The following is a 26,138-nucleotide window of genomic DNA, read 5'->3' on the forward strand; positions in this document are numbered from 1 at the left end:
ATGAAATCCCGCCTGCTGACTCGTCAACTTCAGGAAGTTTTTGGTGGCGATGGCGAGCCGCAGTTCAGGCAGTTGGTCGAGGCGGCTCGCGCCGCCCAGCAAACGGAACTGGTCCAGGGGCTGGAGAAGTTGCTGGGTCAGGTCGATTCGGCTTATGGCGCTTATGTCGGCCTGAACAACTGGCAGGGCATGCTGTCGGGCGATGCCCTGGCGGACTGGAATCTGCGTAGCGGGACCATCGAATCCGGTCGGCATTGGAAAGAGATGCTCGGCTATGGCTCCGATGAGCTGGACAATACGATTGCCCACTGGCAGCGGCTGGTTCATCCGGAAGATCTGCGGGCGCTCCTGGCGCGCATGGCGGCCCAGGCGCAGAGCAAGGAACATTATTTTCAGGCCGAGTGCCGGCTCAAGGCGCGCGACGGCCAGTGGCGATGGTTCCTGCTGCGCGGCGCGGTGGCGGCATGCGATGCCGACGGCGAGCCGCTCCGCCTGTTGCTCTTGCAGCGCGATATCAGTGAGGTCAAGGCCGTCGAGGCGGCGCTGATTTCCGCAAAGGAGGCGGCCGAGGCTGCCAACAAGGCGCGTGGCGCCTTCCTCGCCAACATGAGCCACGAGATTCGGACGCCGATGAACGGCATCATCGGGATGACCGAACTGGCGCTCGATACCGAGCTCGATGCCGAGCAGCGGCATTATCTGAAGACCGTCAAGTCCTCGGCCGAGGCGTTGCTGACGATCGTCAACGACATCCTCGATTTCTCCAAGATCGAGGCCGGTAAGGTCCGCTTCGAGAGCATTCCCTTTTTGATCCACGATGCCTTGCTGGAGTCGATTCGGGTGCTTGCCGTCAGCGCCCACAAAAAAAGCCTGGAGCTGATCGCCGATATCCGGCCGGAGGTGCCGCAACGGGTGGTCGGCGATCCGACACGTTTGCGTCAGGTGATCATCAATCTGGTCGGTAATGCCATCAAGTTCACGGAACGGGGCGAGGTTGCGCTTGAGGTGGTCGTCGATCAACAGACCGACGGCTCGGTCTTTCTTCGTTTCTCGATCCGGGATACCGGGATCGGTATCCCGCCTGAAAAGCAGCAGGCAATTTTCGAGGCATTTTCACAAGCCGATGTGTCGACAACTCGGCGTTTTGGTGGCACGGGCCTCGGCCTGGCGATCAGCGCGCGTCTGGTGCAATTGATGGATGGCCGGATCTGGCTGGAGAGCGCGCCAGGGGTCGGGTCCGTATTCCACTTCACGATCAGGTTTGGCACCGATTCCGAGATTCGCCCGCGGCCAGTGCCTGACGCCAGATTTCGTGGTCGCCGCGCGCTGGTCATCGAAGACAACGCCACGGCTGGGCAGGGGCTGGTTGAAATGCTGGAACGGCTCGGTGTCCAGACGGCACTGGTCGCCGATGGCGGGGCCGCGGAGGCTGCCATCGAGCGGACTCGCGCAGTCGACTTCTCTTATGACTATATTTTTGTCGATGCCAAAATGGATGCCCCGGCCGGCTTTGCGCTCGCCGAAGGGTGGCGTAACGGTGCGCGGGGCGAGCGTCTGGTCGTCATGCTGACGACGGAGAATCAGCGACAGGATCTCGCCCGTCTGCGCGAAATTGGCGTCTCGGCCCATCTAGTCAAACCAATCGGGGCTGATGATCTGGCCGATGCGCTGGGATTGGCGGAGGGGGGCGACGTGGGCGGGCTGAGTCTCGCGCCGTTCGACCTTGATGTACAGCAACCGGATTCGGGGCGGAATTTGCGGATCCTGCTGGTCGAGGACAATCCGGTGAATCAGGAACTCGCCGTGCGCCTTCTGGAACGCAGTTCTCATCATGTCGTGGTGGCCAACAATGGCGCGGAGGCTGTTGAGCTGTTCGACAGTGGCCAATTCGACGTCATTCTGATGGGTATGCAGATGCCCGTGATGGGGGGTATCGAGGCTACCGAGGCCATCCGCTCGCGCGAAATGCGGCGCAGTTGGGTGGTGTCCAGCGAGTTTCGACAGGTCTACATCATCGCGATGACGGCCAATGTCATGGCTAGTGATCGAGAGCGGTGTCTGGAAGCCGGGATGAACGATTATCTGGCCAAGCCGCTACGGCCGGAGCAGCTCTGTGCGGCGCTGGCGCGCTCCTGCGAGGCATCCGGGGGTGGCCAGCTGCTGGATGCCGACTTGTCGCCGCTCCCGGCAGGGGGGGCGGCTCGATCTGAAGGCGGCGCTGCACAACATTGGCGATGTCGAACTTTTCGCGACGATGGCCAGCATGCTGCTCGCGGAGTGGGGCGATCACCTCAATCGGCTAAATCAGGCGCTGGCCGCGGCTGATTCCCAAGCGTTGCGAATCCACGCCCACACCCTAAAAAGTCTGCTCGCGATGTTTCATGCAGAACTGGCCAGGCGTCAGGCGATGGCGCTCGAGAATGCGGCCATGGTGGAGGGGCGGGTTGACTGGCCGGCCTGTCAGCGTCTGTATGGCGAGCTGGCGGACGAGATGGAGCGGATTCACCCGCTCCTGAAGCAGTTTGTCGATACCCGTGTAATCCCTTGAATTTGCCTGAAAAGCTAGTTTTCGGCTAGAATAGGAAGGTTAAAAAAGCACAAGCGGGGAGGCGCAAGCCTTCCCGCTTGGCACATGAACAAGCAGAAAATACTAGGAGAGCCGGTCGTGTCGTTGCTGCCCTCATTTACCCCCGCCATTCTCGCCCTCGCCGACGGAACGGTATTCAAGGGCCAATCCATCGGCGCAGATGGTGTTACCAGTGGCGAGGTGGTGTTCAACACCGCCATGTCCGGCTATCAGGAAATCCTCACCGATCCATCCTATTGCCGGCAAATCGTCACCTTGACCTATCCGCATATCGGCAACACCGGTTGCAATGCGGAAGATTTTGAATCCAATGCCAATTACGCCGCCGGGTTGGTCATTCGTGACCTGCCGCTGGTCGCCTCCAACTGGCGGGCCCAGGAAGACCTTTCGCCCTACCTGAAAAAGCATGGCATCGTTGCCATCGCCGGCATCGATACGCGCAAGCTGACCCGCATCCTGCGCGAAAAGGGTGCCCAGGCTGGTTGCATCCTGGCTGGCGAGATCGATGAGTCCAAAGCGCTGGCCATGGCGCGTGCCTTCCCCGGCTTGGCCGGGATGGACTTGGCCAAGGTGGTTTCCGCTACGGAAAGCTATCCCTGGACCGAAGGTGAATGGACGCTGGACGGCTACGAAAAAGGGCCGGAAGCGCGCTTCCATGTTGTGGCCTACGATTTCGGCGTCAAGCGCAATATCCTGCGCATGCTCGTCGAGCGCGGCTGCAAGCTGACGGTCGTCCCGGCCCAGACGCCGGCCGCCGATGTGCTGGCGATGAAGCCGGACGGCATCTTTCTCTCCAACGGCCCGGCGATCCGGAGCCCTGCGACTACGCCATTGCCGCCATTCGTGAATTTCTCGAGCGGGGCGTGCCGACTTTCGGCATCTGTCTCGGCCACCAGTTGCTGGCGCTGGCTTCCGGCGCCAAGACGGCCAAGATGAAGTTCGGCCACCACGGCGCCAATCACCCGGTCAAGGACCTGGACAGTGGCCAGGTGTTGATTACCAGCCAGAACCACGGGTTTGCCGCCGATATCGATTCCCTGCCGGCCAATCTGCGGGCGACGCACGTCTCGCTGTTCGACGGCTCGCTGCAAGGGATTGCCCGCACCGACGTGCCGGCCTTCTCCTTCCAGGGGCACCCGGAAGCCAGCCCGGGGCCGCATGACGTGGCCTACCTGTTCGACCGCTTCCTCGATCTGATGGCGCGCGGCTCGACTGCACTAGATAACGCAAAACAAGCGGCGAAATAAGCGAGAAACATATGCCGAAACGTACAGATATTAAGAGTGTTTTGATTATTGGCGCCGGCCCGATCATCATCGGTCAGGCTTGCGAATTCGACTACTCTGGCGCCCAGGCCTGCAAGGCACTGCGCGAAGAGGGTTACAAGGTCATTCTGGTCAACTCCAACCCGGCGACGATCATGACCGACCCGGAAATGGCCGACGTTACCTATATCGAGCCGATCACCTGGCAGGTCGTCGCCAAGATCATCGAAAAGGAACGTCCGGATGCGCTGCTGCCGACCATGGGCGGTCAGACCGCGCTGAACTGCGCGCTTGATCTCGACCGCGAAGGCGTGCTGGAGAAGTTCAAGGTCGAACTGATCGGTGCTTCCAAGGAAGCCATTGACAAGGCCGAAGACCGCCAGAAGTTCAAGGATGCGATGACCAAGATTGGTCTCGGTTCTGCTCGTTCAGCCACCGCCCACAGCATGGAAGAGGCCTATCAAGTCCAGGCTGCGATCGGTTTTCCGACCATCATCCGGCCCTCTTTCACGCTGGGTGGCACCGGCGGCGGCATCGCCTACAACATGGAAGAGTTCGAGACCATCTGCAAGCGCGGCCTGGAAGCCTCGCCGACCAACGAGCTGCTGATCGAAGAATCGCTGCTCGGCTGGAAGGAGTACGAGATGGAAGTGGTCCGCGACAAGGCGGACAACTGCATCATCATCTGCTCGATCGAGAATCTTGATCCGATGGGCGTGCATACCGGCGACTCGATCACTGTCGCCCCGGCCCAGACGCTGACCGACAAGGAATACCAGATCCTGCGCAACGCCTCGATCGCCGTGCTGCGCGAAATTGGTGTCGATACCGGCGGTTCCAACGTGCAGTTCTCGATCAACCCGAAGGACGGACGGATGATCGTCATCGAGATGAATCCGCGCGTCTCGCGTTCGTCGGCGCTGGCCTCCAAGGCGACCGGCTTCCCGATCGCCAAGATCGCTGCCAAGCTGGCCGTCGGCTATACGCTCGATGAACTGGCCAACGACATCACTGGTGGCAAGACCCCGGCCTCCTTCGAGCCGTCGATCGACTACGTCGTCACCAAGGTGCCGCGTTTCGCCTTCGAGAAATTCCCGCAGGCCGATTCCACCTTGACGACGCAGATGAAGTCGGTCGGCGAAGTCATGGCCATCGGCCGCACTTTCCAGGAATCGCTGCAGAAGGCTCTCCGGGGCCTTGAGGTCGGCGTCGATGGCTTCAACCTGAAATCGGTCGATCCGGAAACCATCGACGAGCAACTCGCCCGGCCGACGCCGGATCGCCTGTGGTACGTCGCCGATGCCTTCGGCGTCGGCATGTCGGTCGAAAAAGTGTTCGAGCTGACCAAGATTGATCCGTGGTTCCTGGTGCAGATCAAGGAGATCGTCGATCTCGAACTGAAAGTGGAAAAACGCGATCTGGGGTCGTTGACTGCTGAAGAACTGCGTTACCTGAAGCGCAAGGGCTTTGCCGACCGTCGGCTGGCCTATCTGCTGAAGACCACCGAAACCGAATTCCGCGCCCGTCGCCATGAACTGAACGTCCGCCCGGTGTACAAGCGGGTCGACACCTGCGCCGCCGAATTTTCGACCGGTACCGCCTATATGTACTCGACCTACGAGGACGAGTGCGAGGCCAATCCGACCGACAAGAAGAAGATCATGGTGCTGGGCGGCGGTCCGAACCGCATCGGCCAGGGCATCGAGTTCGACTACTGCTGCGTGCATGCCGCGATGGCGATGCGCGAAGACGGTTACGAAACGATCATGGTCAACTGCAATCCGGAAACCGTGTCTACTGACTACGACACCTCCGATCGCCTGTACTTCGAGCCGCTGACGCTGGAAGATGTGCTGGAAATCGTCGCCATCGAGAAGCCGGTCGGCGTCATCGTCCAGTACGGCGGCCAGACCCCGCTCAAACTCGCCCTGGCCCTCGAAGCCAACGGTGTGCCGATCATCGGCACGACGCCGGAATCGATTGACATCGCCGAAGACCGCGAGCGCTTCCAGAAGCTGTTGCACGAACTCGGCCTGAAGCAGCCGCCGAACCGTACGGCCCGTACCGAAGAAGACGCCCTGCGTCTGGCGCAGGAAATCGGTTATCCGCTGGTAGTCCGTCCGTCCTACGTGTTGGGTGGCCGGGCCATGGAAATCGTCCATGAGCAGAAGGATCTCGAGCGTTACATGCGCGAAGCAGTCAAGGTTTCCCATGATTCGCCGGTGCTCCTTGACCGCTTCCTGAACGATGCCGTCGAGTGCGACGTCGATGCCCTGTCCGATGGTGAGGAAGTCATCATTGGCGGCGTCATGGAACACATCGAGCAGGCCGGCGTGCACTCCGGCGACTCGGCCTGCTCGTTGCCGCCTTATTCACTGTCGCCCGCTGTCCAGGATGAACTGCGTCGGCAGACCAAGCTGATGGCCAAGGCGCTGAACGTTTGCGGTCTGATGAACGTACAGTTCGCCATCAAGGACAACGACGTCTACGTGCTCGAAGTCAATCCGCGTGCTTCGCGCACCGTGCCGTTCGTCTCCAAGGCCACCGGCCTGCAACTGGCGAAGATTGCTGCCCGTTGTATGTCCGGGCGCAGCCTGAAGGACCAGGGCGTGACCAAGGAAGTGATCCCGCCGTATTACTCGGTCAAGGAAGCCGTCTTCCCCTTCGTCAAGTTCCCCGGCGTCGATACCATTCTTGGCCCGGAAATGAAGTCGACCGGCGAAGTGATGGGGGTCGGCACCACCTTTGCCGAAGCTTTCGTCAAGTCGCAACTGGCCGCCAGCGTCAAGTTGCCGACCTCCGGCAAGGTCTTCCTGTCGGTCAAGGACAGCGACAAGGCTAAGGCCATCGAAATTGCCCGTCACCTGCATGAAGTCGGTTTCCATCTCGTAGCCACGCGCGGAACGGCGCATGCCATCGCCGCGGCCGGGCTACCGGTACAGTCGGTCAACAAGGTAACCGAGGGGCGTCCGCATATTGTCGACATGATCAAAAACAACGAAATTTCGCTGATCATCAACACGGTGGAAGAAAAGCGTCAGGCGATTGGCGACTCGCGGTCGATCCGGACTTCCGGCCTGCAGGCGCGGGTCACGATGTACACGACGATCTGGGGCGCAGAAGCTGCCGCTGAAGGTATTCGCAATCGTGGCGAGTTGCACGTTTATTCGATCCAGGCGCTGCACGAGCAACTTCACTGAGACTAACCTGAACCGCCGGGCTGCCCTTTACGGGCGCCGGCGGTTTGCTTTTGCTGGAAGAAATTATGAGTAAAGTCCCGTTGACCGTAGCCGGTGCCGAAAAACTCCGCGAAGAGTTGCATCGCCTGAAGACCATCGAGCGTCCGAGCGTCATTGCGGCAATTGCCGAAGCGCGCTCGCACGGCGATCTCTCGGAGAACGCCGAGTACGACGCGGCCAAGGAGCGCCAGGGCTTTGTTGAAGGGCGAATCCAGGAGGTCGAGGGCAAGCTGTCGAATGCGCAGATCATCGATCCCAAGCTGCTCGATGCCGACGGACGCTGTGTCTTTGGCGCCACGGTCGATATCGAGGATCAGGATACCGGCGATGCCGTGACTTATCAGATCGTCGGCGAGGATGAGGCCGATATCAAGAACCGCAAGCTGTCGGTTGCTTCGCCGATGGCCCGGGCGCTGATCGGAAAATACGCCGGTGACATTGCCCAGGTGCTGGCTCCCGGCGGTATTCGGGAATACGAAATCATCGATGTCCGCTACGAATAGGCCGCGATGAGAAAGCTGTCCGAGGCCCTCTATCTGCTCACCATCACTTTGTGGGTGGGCGGGCTGTGGGCTATCGGATACATCGTCGCTCCCGTTCTGTTTTCCAGTCTGACCGATCGGCAAACGGCCGGCATGGTGGCCGGAAAGCTGTTTGCGTTGATCGGCTGGGTTGGCCTGGGTAGCGCGACCTACCTGACTGTTTTCCTATTGCTCCGTCGCGGTGGCGGGATTTTCAGGTGTGCGGTGTTCTGGCTGGTTGTGGTGATGGCCTTGCTGACCGCCGCCAGCCAGTTTGGCATTCAGCCCCTGATGGCACAACTGAAAGCCGATGCCTTGCCGCGCGAGGTGATGGAAAGCGTGTTGCGCGACCGATTCGCCGCGTGGCACGGATTTTCCAGCATCCTCTATCTGGTCCAGAGCATGTTGGGATTGTGGCTGGTGGTCTGGGCCGGCAAAGGACTGAAATAATCAGCCCTGGAAACTGCGCTTGGTTGTCTTGCTCGGGGCGGAGGCTGGGCGGCGCGGCCTAGTTTTCGGGCTTGGGGACGTGGCTGGCGCCGTATTCTCAAGCGGGGCGGGGCGGTAAATCACCAGCAGTTTGCCGATATGTTGAACGTCGGCAGCGCCGAGTTTGGAACAGATTTGTTCAAGATAGGCGACGCGGTTCTCACGGCTGTCGCCATAAACGCGTATCTTGATCAGTTCGTGAGCGTTGAGATTGACCTCGATTTCCTTGAGTACGGCCTCGGTGAGGCCGTTTTCGGCAATCGAGACGACAGGATTCAGGTTGTGGGCACGGGCGCGCAGTTCGCGGCGCTCGACAGACGATAATTGCAGCATAGTAAACCTTTCAAAAACGGCATTTTACCGAATGAGCAGAACCAGGACCAGCAAAGCGTGGATGCGGGAGCATGTAAATGACCCGTATGTCCAGCTCGCCAAGAAAGAGGGTTGGCGTTCGCGTGCCGCTTTCAAACTGATGGAGATCGACGACAAGGACAAGTTGCTGCGGCGCGGCGAGGTCGTTGTCGACCTCGGTGCCACCCCGGGAGGGTGGTCACAGGTCGCGGCGAAGCGGGTCGGCGATGGCGGCTTGGTATTTGCACTCGACTTGCTGGAGATGGAGCCCCTGCATGGCGTCGAATTCATTCAGGGCGATTTCCGTGAGGATGATGTGCTGAGAACCCTGGAAGAAAAGCTGAATGGCCGTCACGTTGGGCTTGTAATGTCCGACATGGCCCCCAATATGTCCGGTGTACCGCTTGTTGACCAGGCCAGAATCATGTACCTGGCGGAACTGGGACTGGAGTTTTCCAAGGTGCACCTGAAACCGGATGGCGCTTTTCTGGTCAAAGTTTTTCAAGGAACGGATTACGAGACGTTTCTCCGTTCGATGCGCGAAGTGTTCAAGACAGTCGTGGTTCGCAAACCGGATGCCTCTCGTGATCGGAGCGCCGAGCTTTATTTGCTCGGGCGTGTTTTGCGTTGAAACTTATGTATAGAATGGTGCTTTTGTCGCTCGGCGCTGTAGAAGGAGAGCAAGCTTGAACAACATGTTCAAAAACCTCGCAATCTGGCTGGTCATCGGTCTCGTGCTGATGACCGTGTTCAATCAGTTCAACACCCGCCAGGTCGCGCAAGGCTCGGTCGAGTACTCGCAATTCATCGAAGAGGTCAAGCAGGGGCGCATCAACAAGGTCGTCATGGAAGGTCGTACCCTGAAGGCGACGACTACCGACGGCAAGCGCATCACCACCTATTCGCCGCCTGATCTCTGGCTGGTTTCCGACCTTCTGAAGAGCGGTGTCAAGATCGAGGCCAAGCCGGAAGAAGAGCAATCCTTCCTGATGAGCATCTTCGTCAGCTGGTTCCCGATGCTGCTGCTGATCGGCGTCTGGGTGTTCTTCATGCGCCAGATGCAGGGTGGCGGCAAGGGCGGGGCCTTCTCGTTCGGCAAGTCGCGCGCCCGAATGACCGACGAAGCACAGAATGTCGTTACTTTTGCCGATGTCGCCGGTTGCGACGAAGCGAAAGAGGAGGTCCAGGAGATTGTCGATTTCCTGCGCGATCCTTCCAAGTTCCAGAAGCTTGGTGGCCGCATTCCCAAGGGCGTGCTGATGGTCGGCAACCCGGGTACCGGTAAGACGCTGCTCGCCAAGGCGATCGCCGGCGAAGCCAAGGTGCCGTTCTTTAGCATCTCCGGTTCCGATTTCGTCGAAATGTTTGTCGGCGTCGGCGCTGCCCGCGTTCGCGACATGTTCGAGAATGCCAAGAAGCACGCGCCATGCATCATCTTCATCGACGAAATCGATGCCGTCGGCCGCCATCGCGGTGCCGGCTTGGGTGGCGGCAATGACGAGCGTGAACAGACCCTGAACCAGTTGCTGGTCGAAATGGATGGTTTCGAAGGCCACTCCGGCATCATCGTGATTGCCGCGACCAACCGTCCGGACATCCTCGATCCGGCGCTGCTGCGTCCGGGGCGCTTCGACCGTCAGGTGGTCGTGCCGCTGCCGGATATTCGCGGCCGCGAGGAAATCCTCAAGGTTCATATGCGCAAGGTGCCGATTTCCGGTGACGTCAAAGCCGACATCATCGCCCGTGGTACCCCTGGCTTCTCTGGCGCCGATCTGGCCAACCTAGTCAATGAGGCGGCCTTGTTTGCGGCACGTACCAACAAGCGCCTGGTCGATATGGATGACTTCGAGAAGGCCAAGGACAAGATCATGATGGGTGCCGAGCGCCGCAGCATGGTCATGAGCGAGGACGAGAAGCTGAATACGGCCTACCACGAGTCGGGCCATGCTGTCGTCGCTAAGCTGGTGCCGAAGTCCGACCCGGTGCACAAGGTCACCATCATTCCGCGTGGTCGTGCTCTGGGCCTGACCATGCAGTTGCCGGAAGAGGATCGTTATGCCTACGACCGGCAATACCTGATGAGCCGCATTGCCGTGCTTTTCGGCGGGCGGATTGCCGAAGAGTTGTTCATGAACCAGATGACGACCGGTGCCTCGAATGACTTCGAGCGGGCGACGGCGATGGCGCGTGATATGGTGACCCGCTACGGGATGTCGGATCTTGGCGTCATGGTCTACGGCGAGAACGATGGTGAGGTTTTCCTCGGTCGTTCGGTGACTCAGCACAAGAATGTTTCCGAAGCGACGATGCAGAAGGTCGATGCCGAAATCCGTCGCATCATCGACGAACAGTACGCGCTGGCCCGCAATCTTCTCGAAGAGCACCGCGACAAGGTGGAGGCGATGACCAAGGCGCTGCTCGAATGGGAAACCATTGATGCCGAGCAGATTGACGACATTATGGAAGGCAAGCCGCCGCGTCCGCCCAAGCCGTCGCAGAGCAAGCCGCGAGCGTCCACGCCGAGCGATACGCCAGGAGCCGAGCCGACCGCGGCGGCCACGGCCTGATCCATTTGACCGATTAAAGGCCGGGAGCTTTCTCCCGGCCTTTTGCTTTTATCTCCATGACAAATATTCGTTGCGGCTCGTTTCTGCTCCCTCTGGATCGCCCACTCGTGATGGGTATCGTCAATCTGACCCCTGATTCGTTTTCCGGCGACGGCCTGGTGGGCGATGTCGAACGGGCCATTCTTCACGCCCGGCAGCAATACGAGGCTGGGTCGGATATTCTCGATATTGGTGCCGAGTCGTCGCGTCCGGGGGCAATTCCAACACCGGAAGACGAAGAGTTGCGCCGCTTGTTGCCGGTCCTCAAGGAAATTACGACCTGGGGGATTCCCGTCTCGGTCGATACCTACAAGCCCGCCGTAATGCGTGCCGCTTTGGCGGCGGGGGCGGCGATGATCAACGACATCACTGGGATGGTTCGTCCGGAAGCGGTTGCGGCAGTGGCTGCCAGCGATTGTGCAGTCTGTGTCATGCACATGCAGGGTGATCCGGACACCATGCAGCAAGCCCCGGCATATCGGGATGTCGTCGGCGAAGTGCGCAATTTCCTGATGGCTGCAGTCGTGCGTTGTCGTCAGGCGGGAATTGAAGACCAGCGTCTGGTTCTTGATCCCGGCTTTGGTTTCGGCAAGAGCCTTGAACACAACTTGGCGCTGTTTCGGGCTTTGGGTGCGACTGGCTGCGACGGGCTTCCGATCCTTGTCGGGGTGTCGCGCAAGTCGATGTTAGGAGCGATTACCGGCCGTCCCGTTGATCAACGTCTGGTGGCCAGTGTGGCTGCCGCGCTGATGGCAGCGCAAAAAGGTGCAAAAATATTGCGGGTGCATGATGTTGCCGCGACCAGGGATGCTTTGGCTGTCTGGTCGGCAATCGAACAGGGAGAAAATAATGAGTAGGAAGTACTTTGGAACCGACGGTGTGCGCGGGCGGGTCGGCCAATCGCCGATAACGCCGGATTTTGTCATGCGGCTGGGCTACGCTGCCGGCAAGGTCCTGCTGGGGCAAAGCAAAATGCCGAGCGGCGTCCGCCCGGAGGTGTTGATCGGCAAGGATACGAGGCTCTCCGGTTACATGCTGGAATCGGCCCTTGAGGCTGGGTTTTCGGCGGCCGGGGTTGATGTCTGCCTGGTCGGTCCGCTGCCGACGCCGGCGGTGGCTTATCTGACCCGGGCGTTGCGGCTGCAGGCGGGGATTGTGATTTCTGCCTCGCACAACCCGTATTACGATAACGGCATCAAGTTCTTCTCGGCGCAAGGGACCAAGTTGGCCGATGATGTCGAGCATGCCATCGAGGAGGGTATCGACCAGCCCATGGTTTGTGTTCCGGCGGCCGATCTCGGGCGGGTCAGGCGGATCGAGGATGCACGCGGCCGCTACATCGAATTCTGCAAGAGCACCTTCCCCAACGATCTCGATCTGCGCGGCCTGAAAATCGTCGTCGATTGCGCGCATGGGGCTGCGTATCACACGGCGCCCAATGTATTTCATGAACTGGGGCGGATATCGTGACCATTGGCGTCCAGCCGAATGGACTGAATATCAATGACGGTTTCGGAGCTACGGCGCCGCGTGCGCTGTGCGAGGCCGTTCTGGCCCACCGGGCGGACCTCGGCGTGGCGCTGGACGGTGATGCCGACCGGATCCAGATGGTCGATGCCGAGGGTAATCTCTATGATGGCGACCAACTCCTTTTTGCCATCGTGAAGAGTCGGGCGCGAACTGCGCCGGTCAAGGGAGTAGCTGGCACGCTGATGACCAATCTCGCGCTGGAACACGCTCTGGGCAAGCTGGGGGTGGCTTTTGGTCGGGCTGCGGTCGGCGATCGCTATGTCGTCGAAATGATGAACGAAAAAGGCTGGCTGTATGGCGGCGAGAACTCCGGTCATATTCTGGCTCTTGATCGGCATACCACGGGGGACGGAACGGTGGCCGCCCTTCAGGTGTTGGCGGCATTGCGGGAAAGTGGCGGTGATTTGAGGACCTTGCTCGGTAGTCTGGTGCTTTATCCGCAAAAACTGGTCAATGTGGCGATCAACAAGGCATTCCCCTGGAAGGATGATCCGCGTATCGCCAAGGCTCTTGCCGAGGTTGAAACGCGCATGGCGGGCCGCGGCAGGGTGTTGTTGCGCGCCTCGGGAACCGAGCCTTTGTTGCGCGTCATGGTCGAGGGCGAGGACGCCGTCGAGGTGGCAGAGGCTGCCGAGCACCTCGCTGCGGTGGTGCGCAACGCGGCCCAGTAAATCCTGATTTGTTAGGGAATATTGACCGGCGGACCTCTCGGTCGCTATAATCGACGGGTTTTTCGCCAACCGAAACCGCCAAGCTCATGCGTAAAAAGCTAGTCGCAGGAAACTGGAAGATGCACGGTAGTCTCCGGCAGAATGCGATCTTGCTGGAAAGTGTCAAGGCCGGGGTTGGCGACATCAAATGCGAGGTCGTCGTCTGTTGCCCCTATCCTTATATGGGGCAATTGCAGGCGGTTCTCTCCGGGTCAGGCGTGGCCTGGGGGGCGCAGTCGGTGAGCGAGTATGTGGCGGGTGCCTATACCGGAGAGGTGGCGGCGTCGATGTTGCTGGAATTCGGATGTCGATATGTATTGGTTGGCCATTCCGAAAGGCGCAGCCTGTTTGGTGAAACTGATGGCGTGGTGGCTGCTAAGTTCGAGGCGGCGCAACGGGCGGGGTTGATTCCCGTGCTCTGTGTCGGCGAAACGCTGAGCGAGCGTGAAGCAGGGGCGACGGGCGAGGTTGTGTCGCGGCAGTTGGCCGCCGTGCTTGAGCGAGTCGGGGTGGTGGCATTGAAGGATGCGGCGCTGGCTTATGAGCCGGTATGGGCGATTGGCACTGGAGTGACTGCGTCACCGGCGCAGGCGCAGGAGGTCCATGCGGCGATTCGCCAGCAAGTGGCCGGGCTGAGCGCGGAGGTGGCAGGTGGTTTGCGTATTCTGTATGGCGGTAGTGTCAAGCCTCAGAATGCAGAGGAATTGTTTGCGCAGCCTGATATCGATGGTGGTTTGATCGGTGGGGCGGCGCTGGTTGCAGATGATTTTCTGGCAATTTGCCGTGCGGCAAGTTGATAGGCGAAAAAAATGAACTGGTTTTTCTCGGTTGTTCTGACGGTCCATATTCTGGTTGCCTTGGCGATTATCGGCCTGGTGCTGATGCAGCATGGCAAGGGGGCGGATATGGGGGCGGCTTTCGGTAGTGGTGCTTCCGGCAGTCTGTTCGGCGCCACGGGGTCGGCCAACTTTCTCAGTCGGACGACTGGTGTTCTGGCGGCCGTGTTTTTTGTAACCAGTCTGACGCTGGCTTATGTGGCATCAAACAAGCCAAAAACGACTGGCAGTGTGATGCAGGAAACGGTACAATCGCAGCCTGTTTCGCAGCCCGCTTCCGGCGGTGGCGGATCTCCTGTGCAGCCTGCTGATGCGGCTTCCAGGGCTAAAGATATTCCGAAGTAAAGCAAGGTGACCCGCCCGGCAATGTCCCTCGCCGGGCGGGTCAAAAAAGTAGTGCCGACGTGGTGAAATTGGTAGACACGCTATCTTGAGGGGGTAGTGGCGCAAGCTGTGCGAGTTCGAGTCTCGCCGTCGGCACCAATAATTGGGGCAGTGACCATAGGGTCAGCTGTTTCGTACAAGAAACTGAAAATTGGCGGCGGATCATGGAAAACTACTTTCCTATCCTGATGTTCGTCCTGGTGGGCGTCGCGGTTGGCGTCCTGCCGGTTGCGATGGGTTTCATGCTTGCTCCCAACAGGCCGGATCCCGAAAAGCTCTCTCCTTATGAGTGCGGCTTTGAGGCATTTGAAGATGCGCGCATGAAGTTCGATGTGCGCTATTACCTGATTGCCATTCTTTTCATTCTGTTTGACCTGGAAATTGCGTTCCTCTTCCCGTGGGCGACGATTTTCAAGGACATCGTGGCGACCGAATCGATCAAGCTGTTCGGATTTGTCGAGATGCTCGTCTTCGTTGCCATCCTGGTTATCGGGTATGTCTATGCCTGGGCCAAGGGTGCGCTAGAGTGGGAATAAAGCATGGCTATTGAAGGCATTCTCCAGGAAGGTTTTGTCACCACCACGGCTGACAAGCTGATCAACTACATGCGAACCGGTTCAATGTGGCCGATGACCTTCGGTCTGGCCTGTTGCGCGGTGGAAATGATTCACGCCGGGGTCTCGCGTTACGACCTCGATCGTTTCGGTGTCGTTTTTCGCGGCAGTCCGCGGCAGTCCGATGTGATGATCGTGGCGGGAACGCTGACCAACAAGATGGCGCCGGCCTTGCGCAAGGTATATGACCAGATGGCCGAGCCGCGTTGGGTGATTTCCATGGGCTCCTGTGCCAATGGTGGTGGCTATTACCACTACTCCTACTCCGTGGTGCGCGGCTGTGACCGCATCGTGCCGGTCGATATCTATGTTCCGGGGTGCCCGCCGACGGCGGAGGCGCTCATCTACGGCATTATCCAGTTGCAGAACAAGATTCGTCGTACCAATACCATCGCTCGTTAATTGCCAAGGCTGATTCGATATGTCTGCCAAGCTGGAAACGCTTAGCCAAAATCTAGAGAAGCACTTTGGTGACAAGCTCAAGTCGCTCAAGCTTGCTTTGGGTGAAGTAACCATTGAAGTCGGTGCTGCTGACTATCTGGCGGTAATGACTGCGCTGCGGGATGAGGCGGATCTTCATTTTGAAGAGCTGATCGATCTCTGTGGTGTCGATTACTCGACCTACGGTGAAGGTGCCTGGCAGGGGCGGCGCTTCGCGGCGGTTTCTCATCTGCTTTCGATCGAGCATAACTGGCGCCTGCGCGTCCGGGTCTTCGCCGAGGATGATGAATTTCCCTCCGTCGATTCAGTAACCGGCATCTGGAAAAGTGTTAATTGGTTCGAGCGCGAAGCGTTCGACCTGTACGGCATCGCTTTCGTCGGTCACGATGACTTGCGGCGGATTCTGACCGATTACGGCTTTATCGGCCATCCGTTCCGCAAGGACTTCCCGATCTCCGGTCATGTCGAAATGCGATATGACCCCGATCAGGCCCGTGTGATTTACCAGCCGGTAACCATCGAGCCGCGCGAAAACACCCCGCGCATTCTGCGCGAAGACACCTACGGGGATCCGGCACATGGCTGATATCCGCAATTTCACTCTTAACTTTGGCCCTCAGCACCCGGCAGCGCACGGTGTGCTGCGGCTGGTGCTTGAGTTGGACGGCGAAGTCGTCCAGCGCGCCGATCCGCACATCGGGCTGCTGCATCGGGCAACCGAAAAACTGGCCGAAACCCGGACCTGGGTGCAGTCGGTGCCCTACATGGATCGTCTTGACTACGTTTCCATGATGTGCAACGAGCACGCCTACTGCCTGGCTACCGAAAAGTTGCTGGGTATCGAGGTGCCGGAGCGCGGCAAGTACATTCGCACGATGTTCGACGAAGTAACCCGTATCCTCAACCACCTGTTGTGGATCGGCTGCCACGCGCTCGACGTTGGTGCGATGACCATGGCGCTCTATACCTTCCGCGAGCGCGAAGATTTGATGGATGTCTACGAGGCGGTCTCGGGGGCTCGCTTGCACGCCGCCTACTATCGTCCGGGCGGCGTTTATCGCGATCTGCCCGACCGCATGGCGCAGTATCGTGAATCCACCTGGACCAGCGCCAAGAAGGCCAAGGAGTTAAATGAAAACCGAAGCGGTTCGGTGCTCGATTTCCTCGAGGACTTCACCAACCGCTTCCCGACCTACCACAGCGAATATCACACCTTGCTGACCGATAACCGGATCTGGAAGCAGCGTCTGGTCAATGTTGGCGTCGTGACCCCCGAGCGCGCCCTGCAAATGGGCTTCACCGGTGCGATGTTGCGCGGCTCCGGTATCGCTTGGGATCTGCGCAAGAAGCAGCCGTACGCCGCCTACGACAAGGTCGACTTCGATGTGCCGGTCGGCGTTAATGGCGACAGTTATGATCGCTATCTGGTGCGCATGGAAGAGATGCTCCAGTCCAACCGGATCATCAAGCAGTGTATCGCCTGGCTGCGCAAGAATCCCGGGCCGGTGATTACCGAAAACCACAAGGTGGCGCCGCCGCCGCGTGAGGACATGAAGACCAACATGGAAGAGCTGATTCACCACTTCAAGCTCTTTACTGAAGGCATTCATGTTCCGGCGGGCGAGGCATATGCCGCTGTCGAGCATCCGAAGGGCGAATTCGGTATCTATTTCGTTTCCGATGGTGCCAACAAGCCTTATCGCATGAAGATTCGTGCCCCGGGCTATGTCCACCTGGCCGGCATGGACGAAATGTCCAGAGGCCACATGATTGCCGACGTCGTTACGATTATCGGTTCCCAAGATATTGTTTTTGGCGAGATTGACCGCTGATGTTTTCCGCTGAAACCCTAGAGAAATTTGCCCGCGAGGTCGCCAAATACCCCGCCGATCAGAAACAGTCGGCGGTAATGGCCTGTCTGGCGCACACCCAGGAAGAAAAGGGCTGGTTACCTCCCGAGGCGATCGAAGCCGTAGCCAACTATCTCGGCATGGCGCCCATGGCAGCCTACGAGGTGGCTTCCTTTTACAACATGTACGACCTCAAGCCGGTCGGCAAGTACAAGATCACGGTCTGTACCAACCTGCCCTGCGCGCTTTCCGGCGGCTACCATGCCGGCGAATACGTTCAGAAAAAGCTCGGCATCGGTTACGGCGAAACGACGGCCGACGGCAAGTTCACCCTGAAAGAGGGCGAATGCATGGGGGCCTGCGGCGACGCACCGGTTTTCATCGTCAATAACCGTTCGATGTGCAGTCACATGCATCCGGAGCAGATCGACCAGCTGCTTGAGGAGTGCAAATAATGGCCATGCTCGGTTCGATCAACGGTGTCCTGATGGAAGGCCTGGATGGCGACAATACCTGGCACCTGAAGGATTATGTTGCGCGTGGCGGTTACGCCCAGCTGAAACGCATCCTGGACAGCAAGATGACCCAGGAAGATGTCATCAGCGAAGTCAAGAAATCCGTGCTCCGTGGTCGTGGTGGCGCCGGCTTCCCGACCGGCTTGAAGTGGTCCTTCATGCCGCGCTCCTTCCCGGGCGACAAATACGTCGTTTGCAATACCGACGAAGGCGAGCCGGGTACCTTCAAAGACCGCGACATCATGCGCTACAACCCGCATGCGGTCATTGAGGGTATGGCGATTGCGGCTTACGCGATGGGTGCAAACCGCGGTTACAACTACGTGCACGGCGAAGTCTGGCAGGAGTACAAGCGTTTCGAGGAAGCGCTGGACGAAGCCCGTGCTGCCGGATTTATCGGCCAGAATATTCAAGGTTCAGGGTTCAATTTCGAACTCTTCGCGCATCACGGCTACGGCGCCTATATCTGTGGCGAAGAGACCTCGCTGCTCGAGTCGATCGAGGGCAAGAAGGGGCAGCCGCGCTTCAAGCCGCCTTTCCCCGCTTCCTTCGGTTTGTACGGCAAGCCGACGACGATCAACAACACCGAAACCTTTGCCGCCATTCCCTTCATTCTGAAGATGGGTGGCGAAGAGTTCCTGAACCTCGGCAAGCCGAACAATGGTGGAACCAAGCTGTTCTCGGTTTCGGGCCATGTCAATCGTCCGGGCAACTACGAAATTCCTCTCGGTACGCCGTTTGCCACCTTGCTTGAAATGTGTGGTGGCATGCGCGGCGGCCGCAAGTTGAAAGCCGTGATTCCCGGCGGTTCGTCGGCACCGGTCATGCCGGGCGAAGTCATCATGGATTGCACCATGGATTACGACTCGATCAGCAAGGGCGGTTCGATGCTGGGTTCGGGTGCCGTCATCGTGATGGATGAAACGGTCTGCATGGTTAAGGCGCTGGAGCGCCTGTCCTTCTTCTACCATGAAGAATCCTGTGGCCAATGCACACCCTGTCGCGAAGGTACGGCCTGGATGTACAAGGTCGTTCATCGCATCGAAAACGGTCAGGGCAAGCCGGAAGACATCGACCTGCTGAACAGCGTACTGGGCAATATCGCCGGTCGCACGATTTGTGCGCTCGGTGACGCAGCAGCCTTCCCGGTGCAAAGCTTCCTGAAGCATTTCGGTAGCGAGTTCGAATACCACATCGAACACAAGACCTGTCTGGTTCCCAAGGATGTGCAGTGGGCGGGCAGTGGTTTCCACAAGGTTCAGGCCTGAGCGAAACCTTCCAAGCGATAGATACGAAAGAACTGGCTACAAGGTAGCGACATGCTAGAAATCGAGATCGACGGCAAAAAAGCGCAAGTGCCTGACGGCAGCACGGTGATGGACGCCGCGCAGCAGGTTGGGGTTTACATTCCGCATTTTTGTTACCACAAGAAACTTTCGATTGCCGCCAACTGCCGCATGTGTCTGGTGCAGGTGGAAAAGGCTCCGAAACCGTTGCCGGCTTGTGCAACACCGGTGACCAACGGCATGAAGGTCTTTACCCATTCCGAGCTGGCGGTCAAGGCGCAGAAGGGGGTCATGGAGTTCCTGCTGATCAATCACCCGCTGGATTGTCCGATCTGTGATCAGGGCGGCGAGTGCCAGTTGCAGGATATGTCCGTCGGCTACGGTCCGATGAAGAGCCGTTATACCGAAGAAAAGCACGTCGTCTTCCACAAGAACGTCGGACCGCTGATCTCCATGGAAGAGATGAGCCGCTGCATTCACTGCACGCGCTGCGTCCGCTTCGGCCAGGAAATTGGCGGCATCATGGAACTCGGCATGGCGAATCGGAACATGCATTCCGAAATCACCACCTTCCTTGGTCGCACGGTTGATTCCGAATTGTCGGGCAACATGATCGACATGTGCCCGGTTGGTGAGCTGACTTCCAAACCGTTCCGCTACACCGCCCGCTCGTGGGAGTTGCAGCGTCGCAAATCGATCAGCCCGCATGATTCGGTCGGCGCCAACCTGACCGTCCAGGTAAAGCACGACAGCGTGATGCGTGTTCTGCCGCGCGAAAATGAAGCGGTCAACGAGTGCTGGATTTCCGACAAGGAACGTTTCTCCTATCAGGCGCTGAATTCCGATGAGCGACTGACCAAGCCGATGGTCAAGCAAGGTGGTGAATGGCGCGAGGTGGACTGGAATGTCGCGCTCGACTACGTCGCCCATGGTCTCAAGGATGTCACCCGCGAACATGGTGGCGATTCGCTGGCAGCGTTGGCCTCTCCGGCTTCGACGCTGGAAGAACTTTTCCTGCTGCGCAAGGTTTGCAAGGGACTGGGCAGCGGTAACATCGATTTCCGGCCCCGGCAGAGCGATTTCGGCACGGACGGCAAACGTGGCGGTACGCCGTGGCTTGGTCTTCGTCTGGCAGAGATCAAAGATCTCGATGCCGCACTGGTCGTCGGATCGTTCCTGCGCAAGGATCATCCGCTGATTGCCCAGCGTCTGCGTCAGGCTGCTAAGAAGTACACCAAGGTCAGCCTGATTTCGGTTGCCGGCGATGATCAACTGATCAAGCTGCATACCAATCTGACCGTTTCGCCAGCCTTGTTGGCCGAAACGCTGGCTGCGGTGCTCAAGGGCGCTGCCGAACTTAAGGGCGTTGCTGCGCCGAGCGGGTTGGAGAGTGTTTCGGTTTCCGCCGGAGCCAAGGATATTGCACAGAGCCTGGTCGAAGGCGAGAAGCGCGCCATTTTCCTCGGAAATGTGGCAACCCAGTCGCCGCAAGCTACCCAACTCCATGCCTTGGCTCTTGAGTTGGGCAAGCTGACCGGTGCTACCGTCGGTTTCCTCGGCGAAGCTGCCAACGTGGTTGGCGGTTACGTGGCCGGGGCCGTTCCGGGCAACGGCAATGCCCGCCAGATTTTCGAACAGCCGCGCAAGGCCTATCTCCTGATGGGTATCGAGCCGGAGTTCGATTGTGCCAACCCGCAACTAGCACTTGCTGCACTTAAACAAGCTAGTTTGGTGGTGTACCTCTCCTCCTTCAAGCATGCTCCGGCACTCGAGTATGCTGATGTAATGCTGCCAATCGCGCCTTACACCGAAACCGCCGGTACTTTCATCAACACCGAAGGCCGCGTGCAAAGCTTTAACGGCGTGGTCAAGCCCCGTGGCGAGACCCGTCCCGCCTGGAAGATTTTGCGCGTGCTGGGCAATGTTCTGAATCTCGATGGTTTCGCCTATGAAAGCAGTGAAGCGGTTCGCGATGAGGTGCTGGGCAAGGGCGTCGAATTCGTCGCCGGCCTCTCCAACGATTTGAATGGCCTCGCCATCGAACTGCCGCAAGCGGTCGAAGGTATGCAGCGGATCGCTGACGTGCCGATCAATTTTGCCGACGCGCAGGCGCGCCATGCTCCGGCGTTGCAGCAGACCACCGATTCGGTGGCTCCGTCGGCCCGTATCAACGAACAGACCCTGGCGCAACTTGGTATCGCTGCCGGGTCTCAAGTCAGGATCAAGCAAGGGCAAGGTGAAGCGTCGCTGGTCGCCAAGGCTGACAACTCGATTCCGGTCGGTTGTGTTCGGGTTTCTGCCGCTCATGCCAGCACTGGCAACCTGGGCGACATGTTTGGCCTGATTTCCGTGGAGCGTGCATAAATGGACGCACTGATGAATTTCGGACTGGGGATTTTTGGCGGCGCTTGGCCGGCCGTCTGGACCCTGATCAAGATCGTTCTGATTGTCGCTCCGCTGATGCTGGGCGTGGCTTACCTGACGCTTGCCGAGCGCAAGGTGATCGGTTTCATGCAGGTCCGCATCGGTCCCAACCGGGTCGGACCGTGGGGCCTGATCCAGCCGATCGCCGACGGTCTCAAGCTGTTGCTCAAGGAAATCGTGGTTCCGAGCAGTGCCAGCAAGGGCATTTTCATTATTGCCCCGATGCTGGCGATTGCCCCGGCCCTAGCCGCCTGGGCGGTGGTTCCCTTCACCGACACGCTGGTGCTGGCCAACATTGATGCCAGTCTGCTCTACATCATGGCGATTACCTCGATGGGGGTATATGGCGTCATCCTGTCGGGCTGGGCCTCCAATTCGAAATATGCCTTCCTCGGCGCGATGCGTTCCGCTGCCCAGATGGTGTCTTACGAAATTGCCATGGGTTTTTCGCTGATCTGCGTGCTGATGGTCTCCAACAGCCTGAATCTTGTCGAAATCGTCAATGCCCAGAACACCGGAAGTTTCGCCGGTTACGGCCTGACCTTCTTGTCCTGGAATTGGCTGCCCTTGTTCCCGATGTTCATCGTCTATCTGATCTCGGGTACTGCCGAACTGAATCGCGCACCGTTCGACGTCGCCGAAGGCGAGTCGGAAATTGTTGCCGGTTTCCACGTCGAATATTCGGGCATGGCATTCGCGCTGTTCTTCCTGGCCGAATACGCCAACATGATTCTGGTCGCCACCCTGACTTCGATCCTGTTCCTCGGTGGCTGGCTGTCGCCGGTCGGCTTCCTGCCGGATGGCATCGTCTGGCTGTTTGCCAAGATGTCCTGCATCCTCTTCCTGTATCTCTGGTTCCGTGCCACCTTCCCGCGTTATCGCTACGACCAGCTGATGCGTCTGGGCTGGAAAGTGTTTGTGCCGATTTGTCTGATTTGGCTTTTCGTAGTGGGGGTCTGGATGATGTCCCCGCTGAATATCTGGAAGTGAGGAGAGACTGATGGGTTCGATGAAGGAAATCTTCAACAGCCTGCTCCTCAAGGAGCTGTTGAAAGGGATGGCGGTAACCGGCAAGTATTTCTTTGCCCGCAAGATTACCGTCCAGTATCCCGAAGAAAAAACACCGCAGAGCTTCCGCTTCCGCGGGCTGCACGCCCTGCGTCGCTACCCCAATGGCGAAGAGCGTTGCATCGCCTGCAAGCTGTGCGAAGCGATCTGCCCGGCCCTGGCCATCACCATCGAGACCGAGCCGCGTGACGACGGTTCGCGGCGGACGACGCGCTACGACATCGATCTGACCAAGTGCATTTTCTGCGGTTTCTGCGAAGAGGCGTGCCCGGTGGATGCCATCGTCGAAACCCGCATCTTCGAATATCACGGCGAAAAGCGGGGTGATCTCTATTACACCAAGCAGATGCTGCTGGCCAATGGTGACCGGTACGAGGCGCAGATTGCCGAAGATCGCGCCCTTGACGCCCCTTACCGATAACAGGTACTCGCGATGGATTTTCAAACCCTGGTCTTCTTTTTCCTGTCAGCGATCCTGATCGTTGCCAGCCTGCGCGTGATTACCGCGCGCAACCCGGTGCATGCCGCATTGAATCTGATTCTCGCCTTCTTCACCTGCGGCGGTATCTGGGCTCTGCTGCAAGCCGAGTTTTTGGCGATTGCCATTATTCTGGTTTACGTCGGCGCGGTGATGGTGCTCTTCCTCTTCGTCGTGATGATGCTTGACATCAACATGGACCGAATTCGTGAGGGCTTTTGGAACTACCTGCCGCTGGGGGCCGTCCTCGGCCTGCTGATGGTTCTGGAAATGGGCCTCGTTCTCGGCGCCAAGTATTTCCAGGTGCCCGCCGCAGAAGCCATTACGCCGGCTGGCGTGTCGAACACCAAAGCCATTGGCGCGCTGATGTTCAGCGACTATGTCTATCCGTTCGAACTGGCCTCCATCGTGCTGCTCGTCGGCATGATCGCGGCCATCGTTCTGACTTACCGCGGTCCGAAGAAATCCAAGTACACCAATCCGAACGAGCAGGTCTTCGTCAAGGCGAAGGATCGTATCCGCGTCCTGCAAATGCCGGTTGAAAAAGACTGAACCCCGGGGTGCCAATGCTTACTCTTTCCCTTTCGCATTTCCTGATTCTGGGCGCGATTCTCTTCGCGATCAGCGTGGTCGGCATCTTCCTCAACCGGAAGAACCTGATCGTGTTGCTGATGGCCATCGAGTTGATGCTTCTCGCGGTCAACATGAATTTCGTGGCGTTTTCCCACTACCTCCAGGACTTGTCCGGCCAGATTTTCGTCTTCTTCATCCTGACGGTTGCCGCTGCTGAGTCGGCAATCGGTCTGGCCATTCTGATCGTGCTGTTCCGCAACCTCAAGAGCATCCATGTGGATGACCTGGGCAGCCTGAAGGGTTAAACATGGAAATGCAAAAACTCTACCTGCTCGTACCGCTGGCTCCGCTGTTCGGGGCCATCGTTGCCGGTCTCTTTTGCCGGGTTATTCCGCGCTGGGTTGCCCATACTGCGACGATCGCCGGTGTCGCTGTCGCCTTCATCGCGTCCTTGGTCATTTTTCAGGACGTTCAGGCCGGCCATACCTTCAACGGTACGGTTTACACCTGGCTGACCAGCGGCGACTACCGCTTCGAGGTCGGCTTCCTGATCGATACGCTGACCACGACCATGATGCTGGTGGTGACCTTCGTCTCCCTGATGGTGCATATCTACACCATCGGCTACATGCAGGAAGACCCCGGCTACAACCGCTTCTTCAGCTACATCTCGTTGTTCACCTTCTCCATGCTGATGCTGGTGATGAGCAACAACTTCATGCAGCTGTTCTTCGGCTGGGAAGCCGTCGGTCTGGTCTCCTACCTGCTGATCGGTTTCTGGTACACCCGGCCGACCGCCATCTTCGCCAACATGAAGGCCTTTCTGGTCAATCGCGTCGGCGACTTCGGCTTCATCCTCGGCATCGGCCTGATCTTGGCCCATTTCGGCAGCCTCGACTACGCCACGGTGTTCAACAAGGCGAAGGACTTCTCCGATACCACCATCAACATCTGGGGTACCGCCGACTGGTCGCTGATGACTGTCACCTGTATCTGCCTGTTCATCGGTGCCATGGGCAAATCGGCCCAGGTTCCGCTGCATGTCTGGCTGCCCGACTCGATGGAAGGCCCGACCCCGATCTCTGCCCTGATTCACGCGGCGACCATGGTGACCGCCGGCATCTTCATGGTGTCGCGCATGTCGCCGCTGTTCGAGTTGTCGACCACGGCGCTGTCCTTCGTCATCGTGATCGGTGCCATCACCGCGTTGTTCATGGGCTTTCTCGGCATCATCCAGAATGACATCAAACGCGTCGTCGCTTACTCGACGCTGTCGCAGCTCGGTTACATGACCGTGGCGCTAGGTGCTTCGGCTTACTCGGTGGCGATCTTCCACCTGATGACGCACGCCTTCTTCAAGGCTCTGCTGTTCCTCGCCGCCGGCTCGGTGATCATCGGTATGCACCACGATCAGGACATCCGCAACATGGGCGGCCTGCGCAAGTACATGCCGATTACCTGGATCACCTCGCTGGTCGGTTCGCTGGCCCTGATCGGTACGCCTTTCCTGTCCGGTTTCTACTCCAAGGACTCGATCATCGAAGCGGTTGGCCTGTCCCATATCCCGGGTGCCGGTTTTGCCTACTTCGCGGTGCTGGCCGGTGTCTTTGTCACCGCCTTCTACTCGTTCCGCATGTATTTCCTGGTCTTCCACGGCGAAGAGCGGTTCGGCAAGGCGCATGACGCCGAACATCACGACCACGCTGGCGATCACGACGACGAAGAAGTCGCCGCCGATCACCACCACGGTCTGGCGCCGGGTCAGAAGCCGCACGAAACCCCCTGGGTTGTCTGGTTGCCGTTGGTGCTGCTGGCTATCCCGTCGGTCGCCATCGGTTTCATCGCCATCGGCCCGATGCTCTTCGGCGACTACTTCAATATCGTAATTCCGGGTACGGAAGGCATTCCGGTCATCTTCATCGACCACCATGCCCACCCGGCCATGGAGCATCTGAAGGAAGAGTTTCACGGCGCGACCGCCATGGGCATCCATTCCCTGACCACGCTGCCGTTCATCCTGGCGCTGGCCGGTGTGGTGTTGTCGTGGTTCTTCTACATGAAGCGTCCGGACATTCCGGCCGCCATTCAGCGTCGCTTCTCCGCCATCCATACGCTGCTCGAAAACAAGTACTACTTCGACAAGTTCAATGATGTCGTCTTCGCCGGCGGTGCGCGCCTGCTGGGCAAGGCACTTTGGCGCGGCGGCGATGTGGCCGTTATCGATGGGGTTATCGTCGATGGCTCCGCAAAACTCGTGAAATGGATTTCATCAATCACCCGTTTGTTCCAGACGGGCTACGTCTATCACTACGCTTTCACCATGATCATTGGCGTCTTTGTGCTGATGACCCTGTGGATCAACCGCGCTTAG

General features: G+C 58.8%; 23 protein-coding genes, 1 tRNA gene and 2 pseudogenes. 25 read left to right on the top strand and 1 reads right to left on the bottom strand.

What is annotated here, in order from left to right; translation table 11 throughout:
• From NQE15_RS08715 to NQE15_RS08740, 6 genes and pseudogenes are all read left to right on the top strand, one after another.
• The gene (locus NQE15_RS08715) at positions 1-2,325 is read left to right on the top strand and encodes a PAS domain-containing hybrid sensor histidine kinase/response regulator (protein ID WP_265948530.1); all 2,325 of its coding nucleotides are present in this window, start codon (positions 1-3) and stop codon (positions 2,323-2,325) included.
• Positions 2,264-2,548: an Hpt domain-containing protein gene (locus NQE15_RS08720; RefSeq protein ID WP_265948533.1), complete on the top strand. Its 285-nt coding sequence runs from the start codon at positions 2,264-2,266 to the stop codon at positions 2,546-2,548. The genes NQE15_RS08715 and NQE15_RS08720 overlap by 62 nt, the downstream gene beginning before the upstream one ends.
• A gap of 84 nt (positions 2,549-2,632) precedes the next feature.
• Positions 2,633-3,834: pseudogene (gene carA / locus NQE15_RS08725) on the top strand (glutamine-hydrolyzing carbamoyl-phosphate synthase small subunit).
• A gap of 11 nt (positions 3,835-3,845) precedes the next feature.
• Complete coding sequence (carB, locus tag NQE15_RS08730; RefSeq protein WP_265948535.1) at positions 3,846-7,052, top strand: carbamoyl-phosphate synthase large subunit; 3,207 nt, start codon at positions 3,846-3,848, stop codon at positions 7,050-7,052.
• A gap of 65 nt (positions 7,053-7,117) precedes the next feature.
• Positions 7,118-7,594 carry a transcription elongation factor GreA gene (greA, locus tag NQE15_RS08735; protein WP_265948538.1) on the top strand — a complete coding sequence of 159 codons (477 nt, stop codon included), beginning with the start codon at positions 7,118-7,120 and terminating at the stop codon, positions 7,592-7,594.
• A gap of 6 nt (positions 7,595-7,600) precedes the next feature.
• Positions 7,601-8,062, top strand: a complete 462-nt coding sequence (locus tag NQE15_RS08740; protein WP_265948541.1) for a DUF4149 domain-containing protein — start codon at positions 7,601-7,603, stop codon at positions 8,060-8,062.
• Here the strand turns inward: NQE15_RS08740 and NQE15_RS08745 are convergent, their stop codons facing one another.
• Positions 8,063-8,434 carry a YhbY family RNA-binding protein gene (locus NQE15_RS08745; protein WP_265948545.1) on the bottom strand — a complete coding sequence of 124 codons (372 nt, stop codon included), beginning with the start codon at positions 8,432-8,434 and terminating at the stop codon, positions 8,063-8,065.
• Positions 8,435-8,465: 31 nt separating this feature from the next.
• Between NQE15_RS08745 and rlmE the strand changes: the two genes are divergently transcribed.
• From rlmE to nuoL, 19 genes and pseudogenes are all read left to right on the top strand, one after another.
• The gene (gene rlmE, locus NQE15_RS08750; protein WP_265948548.1) at positions 8,466-9,083 is read left to right on the top strand and encodes a 23S rRNA (uridine(2552)-2'-O)-methyltransferase RlmE; all 618 of its coding nucleotides are present in this window, start codon (positions 8,466-8,468) and stop codon (positions 9,081-9,083) included.
• A 55-nt stretch (positions 9,084-9,138) separates the two neighbouring features.
• Positions 9,139-11,019, top strand: coding sequence for an ATP-dependent zinc metalloprotease FtsH (gene ftsH / locus NQE15_RS08755; protein ID WP_323054960.1), 1,881 nt, complete (start codon positions 9,139-9,141; stop codon positions 11,017-11,019).
• Between the two features lie 56 nt (positions 11,020-11,075).
• Positions 11,076-11,915, top strand: a complete 840-nt coding sequence (folP, locus tag NQE15_RS08760) for a dihydropteroate synthase (RefSeq protein ID WP_265948552.1) — start codon at positions 11,076-11,078, stop codon at positions 11,913-11,915.
• Positions 11,908-13,259 (top strand): annotated as a pseudogene (glmM, locus tag NQE15_RS08765) (phosphoglucosamine mutase). Before folP ends, glmM begins: the two are co-directional and overlap by 8 nt.
• 86 nt (positions 13,260-13,345) lie before the next feature.
• The gene (gene tpiA, locus NQE15_RS08770; RefSeq protein WP_265948556.1) at positions 13,346-14,095 is read left to right on the top strand and encodes a triose-phosphate isomerase; all 750 of its coding nucleotides are present in this window, start codon (positions 13,346-13,348) and stop codon (positions 14,093-14,095) included.
• Positions 14,096-14,107: 12 nt separating this feature from the next.
• Positions 14,108-14,479, top strand: a complete 372-nt coding sequence (gene secG / locus NQE15_RS08775; protein WP_265948559.1) for a preprotein translocase subunit SecG — start codon at positions 14,108-14,110, stop codon at positions 14,477-14,479.
• 53 nt (positions 14,480-14,532) lie between these two features.
• Positions 14,533-14,617 (top strand) — tRNA-Leu (locus NQE15_RS08780).
• Between the two features lie 62 nt (positions 14,618-14,679).
• On the top strand, positions 14,680-15,054 hold the full coding sequence (gene ndhC, locus NQE15_RS08785; protein WP_416336534.1) for an NADH-quinone oxidoreductase subunit A: 375 nt from the start codon (positions 14,680-14,682) through the stop codon (positions 15,052-15,054).
• Between the two features lie 3 nt (positions 15,055-15,057).
• Positions 15,058-15,534: a NuoB/complex I 20 kDa subunit family protein gene (locus tag NQE15_RS08790; RefSeq protein ID WP_265948566.1), complete on the top strand. Its 477-nt coding sequence runs from the start codon at positions 15,058-15,060 to the stop codon at positions 15,532-15,534.
• A 19-nt stretch (positions 15,535-15,553) separates the two neighbouring features.
• Complete coding sequence (locus NQE15_RS08795) at positions 15,554-16,159, top strand: NADH-quinone oxidoreductase subunit C (protein WP_265948569.1); 606 nt, start codon at positions 15,554-15,556, stop codon at positions 16,157-16,159.
• Entirely contained in the window at positions 16,152-17,405 is a 1,254-nt protein-coding gene (locus tag NQE15_RS08800; protein ID WP_265948572.1) for an NADH-quinone oxidoreductase subunit D, read from the top strand. The genes NQE15_RS08795 and NQE15_RS08800 overlap by 8 nt, the downstream gene beginning before the upstream one ends.
• Positions 17,405-17,878, top strand: coding sequence for an NADH-quinone oxidoreductase subunit NuoE (gene nuoE / locus NQE15_RS08805; protein ID WP_265948575.1), 474 nt, complete (start codon positions 17,405-17,407; stop codon positions 17,876-17,878). The genes NQE15_RS08800 and nuoE overlap by 1 nt, the downstream gene beginning before the upstream one ends.
• The gene (gene nuoF / locus NQE15_RS08810) at positions 17,878-19,206 is read left to right on the top strand and encodes an NADH-quinone oxidoreductase subunit NuoF (protein WP_265948577.1); all 1,329 of its coding nucleotides are present in this window, start codon (positions 17,878-17,880) and stop codon (positions 19,204-19,206) included. Before nuoE ends, nuoF begins: the two co-directional genes overlap by 1 nt.
• Positions 19,207-19,257: 51 nt before the next feature.
• A complete protein-coding gene (nuoG, locus tag NQE15_RS08815) occupies positions 19,258-21,588 on the top strand; it encodes an NADH-quinone oxidoreductase subunit NuoG (protein ID WP_265948580.1) in 2,331 nt (776 codons plus the stop codon).
• The gene (gene nuoH / locus NQE15_RS08820) at positions 21,589-22,638 is read left to right on the top strand and encodes an NADH-quinone oxidoreductase subunit NuoH (protein ID WP_323054961.1); all 1,050 of its coding nucleotides are present in this window, start codon (positions 21,589-21,591) and stop codon (positions 22,636-22,638) included.
• A 10-nt stretch (positions 22,639-22,648) separates the two neighbouring features.
• The gene (gene nuoI / locus NQE15_RS08825) at positions 22,649-23,137 is read left to right on the top strand and encodes an NADH-quinone oxidoreductase subunit NuoI (protein ID WP_265948582.1); all 489 of its coding nucleotides are present in this window, start codon (positions 22,649-22,651) and stop codon (positions 23,135-23,137) included.
• Positions 23,138-23,149: 12 nt separating this feature from the next.
• A complete protein-coding gene (locus NQE15_RS08830; RefSeq protein WP_265948584.1) occupies positions 23,150-23,746 on the top strand; it encodes an NADH-quinone oxidoreductase subunit J in 597 nt (198 codons plus the stop codon).
• Between the two features lie 14 nt (positions 23,747-23,760).
• The gene (gene nuoK, locus NQE15_RS08835) at positions 23,761-24,072 is read left to right on the top strand and encodes an NADH-quinone oxidoreductase subunit NuoK (protein WP_226497573.1); all 312 of its coding nucleotides are present in this window, start codon (positions 23,761-23,763) and stop codon (positions 24,070-24,072) included.
• Positions 24,073-24,074: 2 nt separating this feature from the next.
• Complete coding sequence (gene nuoL / locus NQE15_RS08840; RefSeq protein WP_265948588.1) at positions 24,075-26,138, top strand: NADH-quinone oxidoreductase subunit L; 2,064 nt, start codon at positions 24,075-24,077, stop codon at positions 26,136-26,138.

The sequence above is a fragment of the Dechloromonas sp. A34 genome, assembly GCF_026261605.1.
GTDB lineage: Bacteria > Pseudomonadota > Gammaproteobacteria > Burkholderiales > Rhodocyclaceae > Azonexus.

Coding starts and splice junctions, on each gene's coding strand:
- NQE15_RS08790 (WP_265948566.1), top strand. CDS start 15,058: ATGGCTATTGAAGGCATTCTCCAGGAAGGTTTTGTCACCACCACGGCT.
- NQE15_RS08800 (WP_265948572.1), top strand. CDS start 16,152: ATGGCTGATATCCGCAATTTCACTCTTAACTTTGGCCCTCAGCACCCG.
- NQE15_RS08720 (WP_265948533.1), top strand. CDS start 2,264: ATGCTGCTCGCGGAGTGGGGCGATCACCTCAATCGGCTAAATCAGGCG.
- carB (WP_265948535.1), top strand. CDS start 3,846: ATGCCGAAACGTACAGATATTAAGAGTGTTTTGATTATTGGCGCCGGC.
- rlmE (WP_265948548.1), top strand. CDS start 8,466: ATGAGCAGAACCAGGACCAGCAAAGCGTGGATGCGGGAGCATGTAAAT.
- NQE15_RS08740 (WP_265948541.1), top strand. CDS start 7,601: ATGAGAAAGCTGTCCGAGGCCCTCTATCTGCTCACCATCACTTTGTGG.
- greA (WP_265948538.1), top strand. CDS start 7,118: ATGAGTAAAGTCCCGTTGACCGTAGCCGGTGCCGAAAAACTCCGCGAA.
- nuoL (WP_265948588.1), top strand. CDS start 24,075: ATGGAAATGCAAAAACTCTACCTGCTCGTACCGCTGGCTCCGCTGTTC.
- nuoE (WP_265948575.1), top strand. CDS start 17,405: ATGTTTTCCGCTGAAACCCTAGAGAAATTTGCCCGCGAGGTCGCCAAA.
- nuoF (WP_265948577.1), top strand. CDS start 17,878: ATGGCCATGCTCGGTTCGATCAACGGTGTCCTGATGGAAGGCCTGGAT.
- nuoG (WP_265948580.1), top strand. CDS start 19,258: ATGCTAGAAATCGAGATCGACGGCAAAAAAGCGCAAGTGCCTGACGGC.
- secG (WP_265948559.1), top strand. CDS start 14,108: ATGAACTGGTTTTTCTCGGTTGTTCTGACGGTCCATATTCTGGTTGCC.
- tpiA (WP_265948556.1), top strand. CDS start 13,346: ATGCGTAAAAAGCTAGTCGCAGGAAACTGGAAGATGCACGGTAGTCTC.
- nuoI (WP_265948582.1), top strand. CDS start 22,649: ATGGGTTCGATGAAGGAAATCTTCAACAGCCTGCTCCTCAAGGAGCTG.
- folP (WP_265948552.1), top strand. CDS start 11,076: ATGACAAATATTCGTTGCGGCTCGTTTCTGCTCCCTCTGGATCGCCCA.
- NQE15_RS08715 (WP_265948530.1), top strand. CDS start 1: ATGAAATCCCGCCTGCTGACTCGTCAACTTCAGGAAGTTTTTGGTGGC.
- nuoH (WP_323054961.1), top strand. CDS start 21,589: ATGGACGCACTGATGAATTTCGGACTGGGGATTTTTGGCGGCGCTTGG.
- NQE15_RS08795 (WP_265948569.1), top strand. CDS start 15,554: ATGTCTGCCAAGCTGGAAACGCTTAGCCAAAATCTAGAGAAGCACTTT.
- NQE15_RS08745 (WP_265948545.1), bottom strand. CDS start 8,434: ATGCTGCAATTATCGTCTGTCGAGCGCCGCGAACTGCGCGCCCGTGCC.
- nuoK (WP_226497573.1), top strand. CDS start 23,761: ATGCTTACTCTTTCCCTTTCGCATTTCCTGATTCTGGGCGCGATTCTC.
- NQE15_RS08830 (WP_265948584.1), top strand. CDS start 23,150: ATGGATTTTCAAACCCTGGTCTTCTTTTTCCTGTCAGCGATCCTGATC.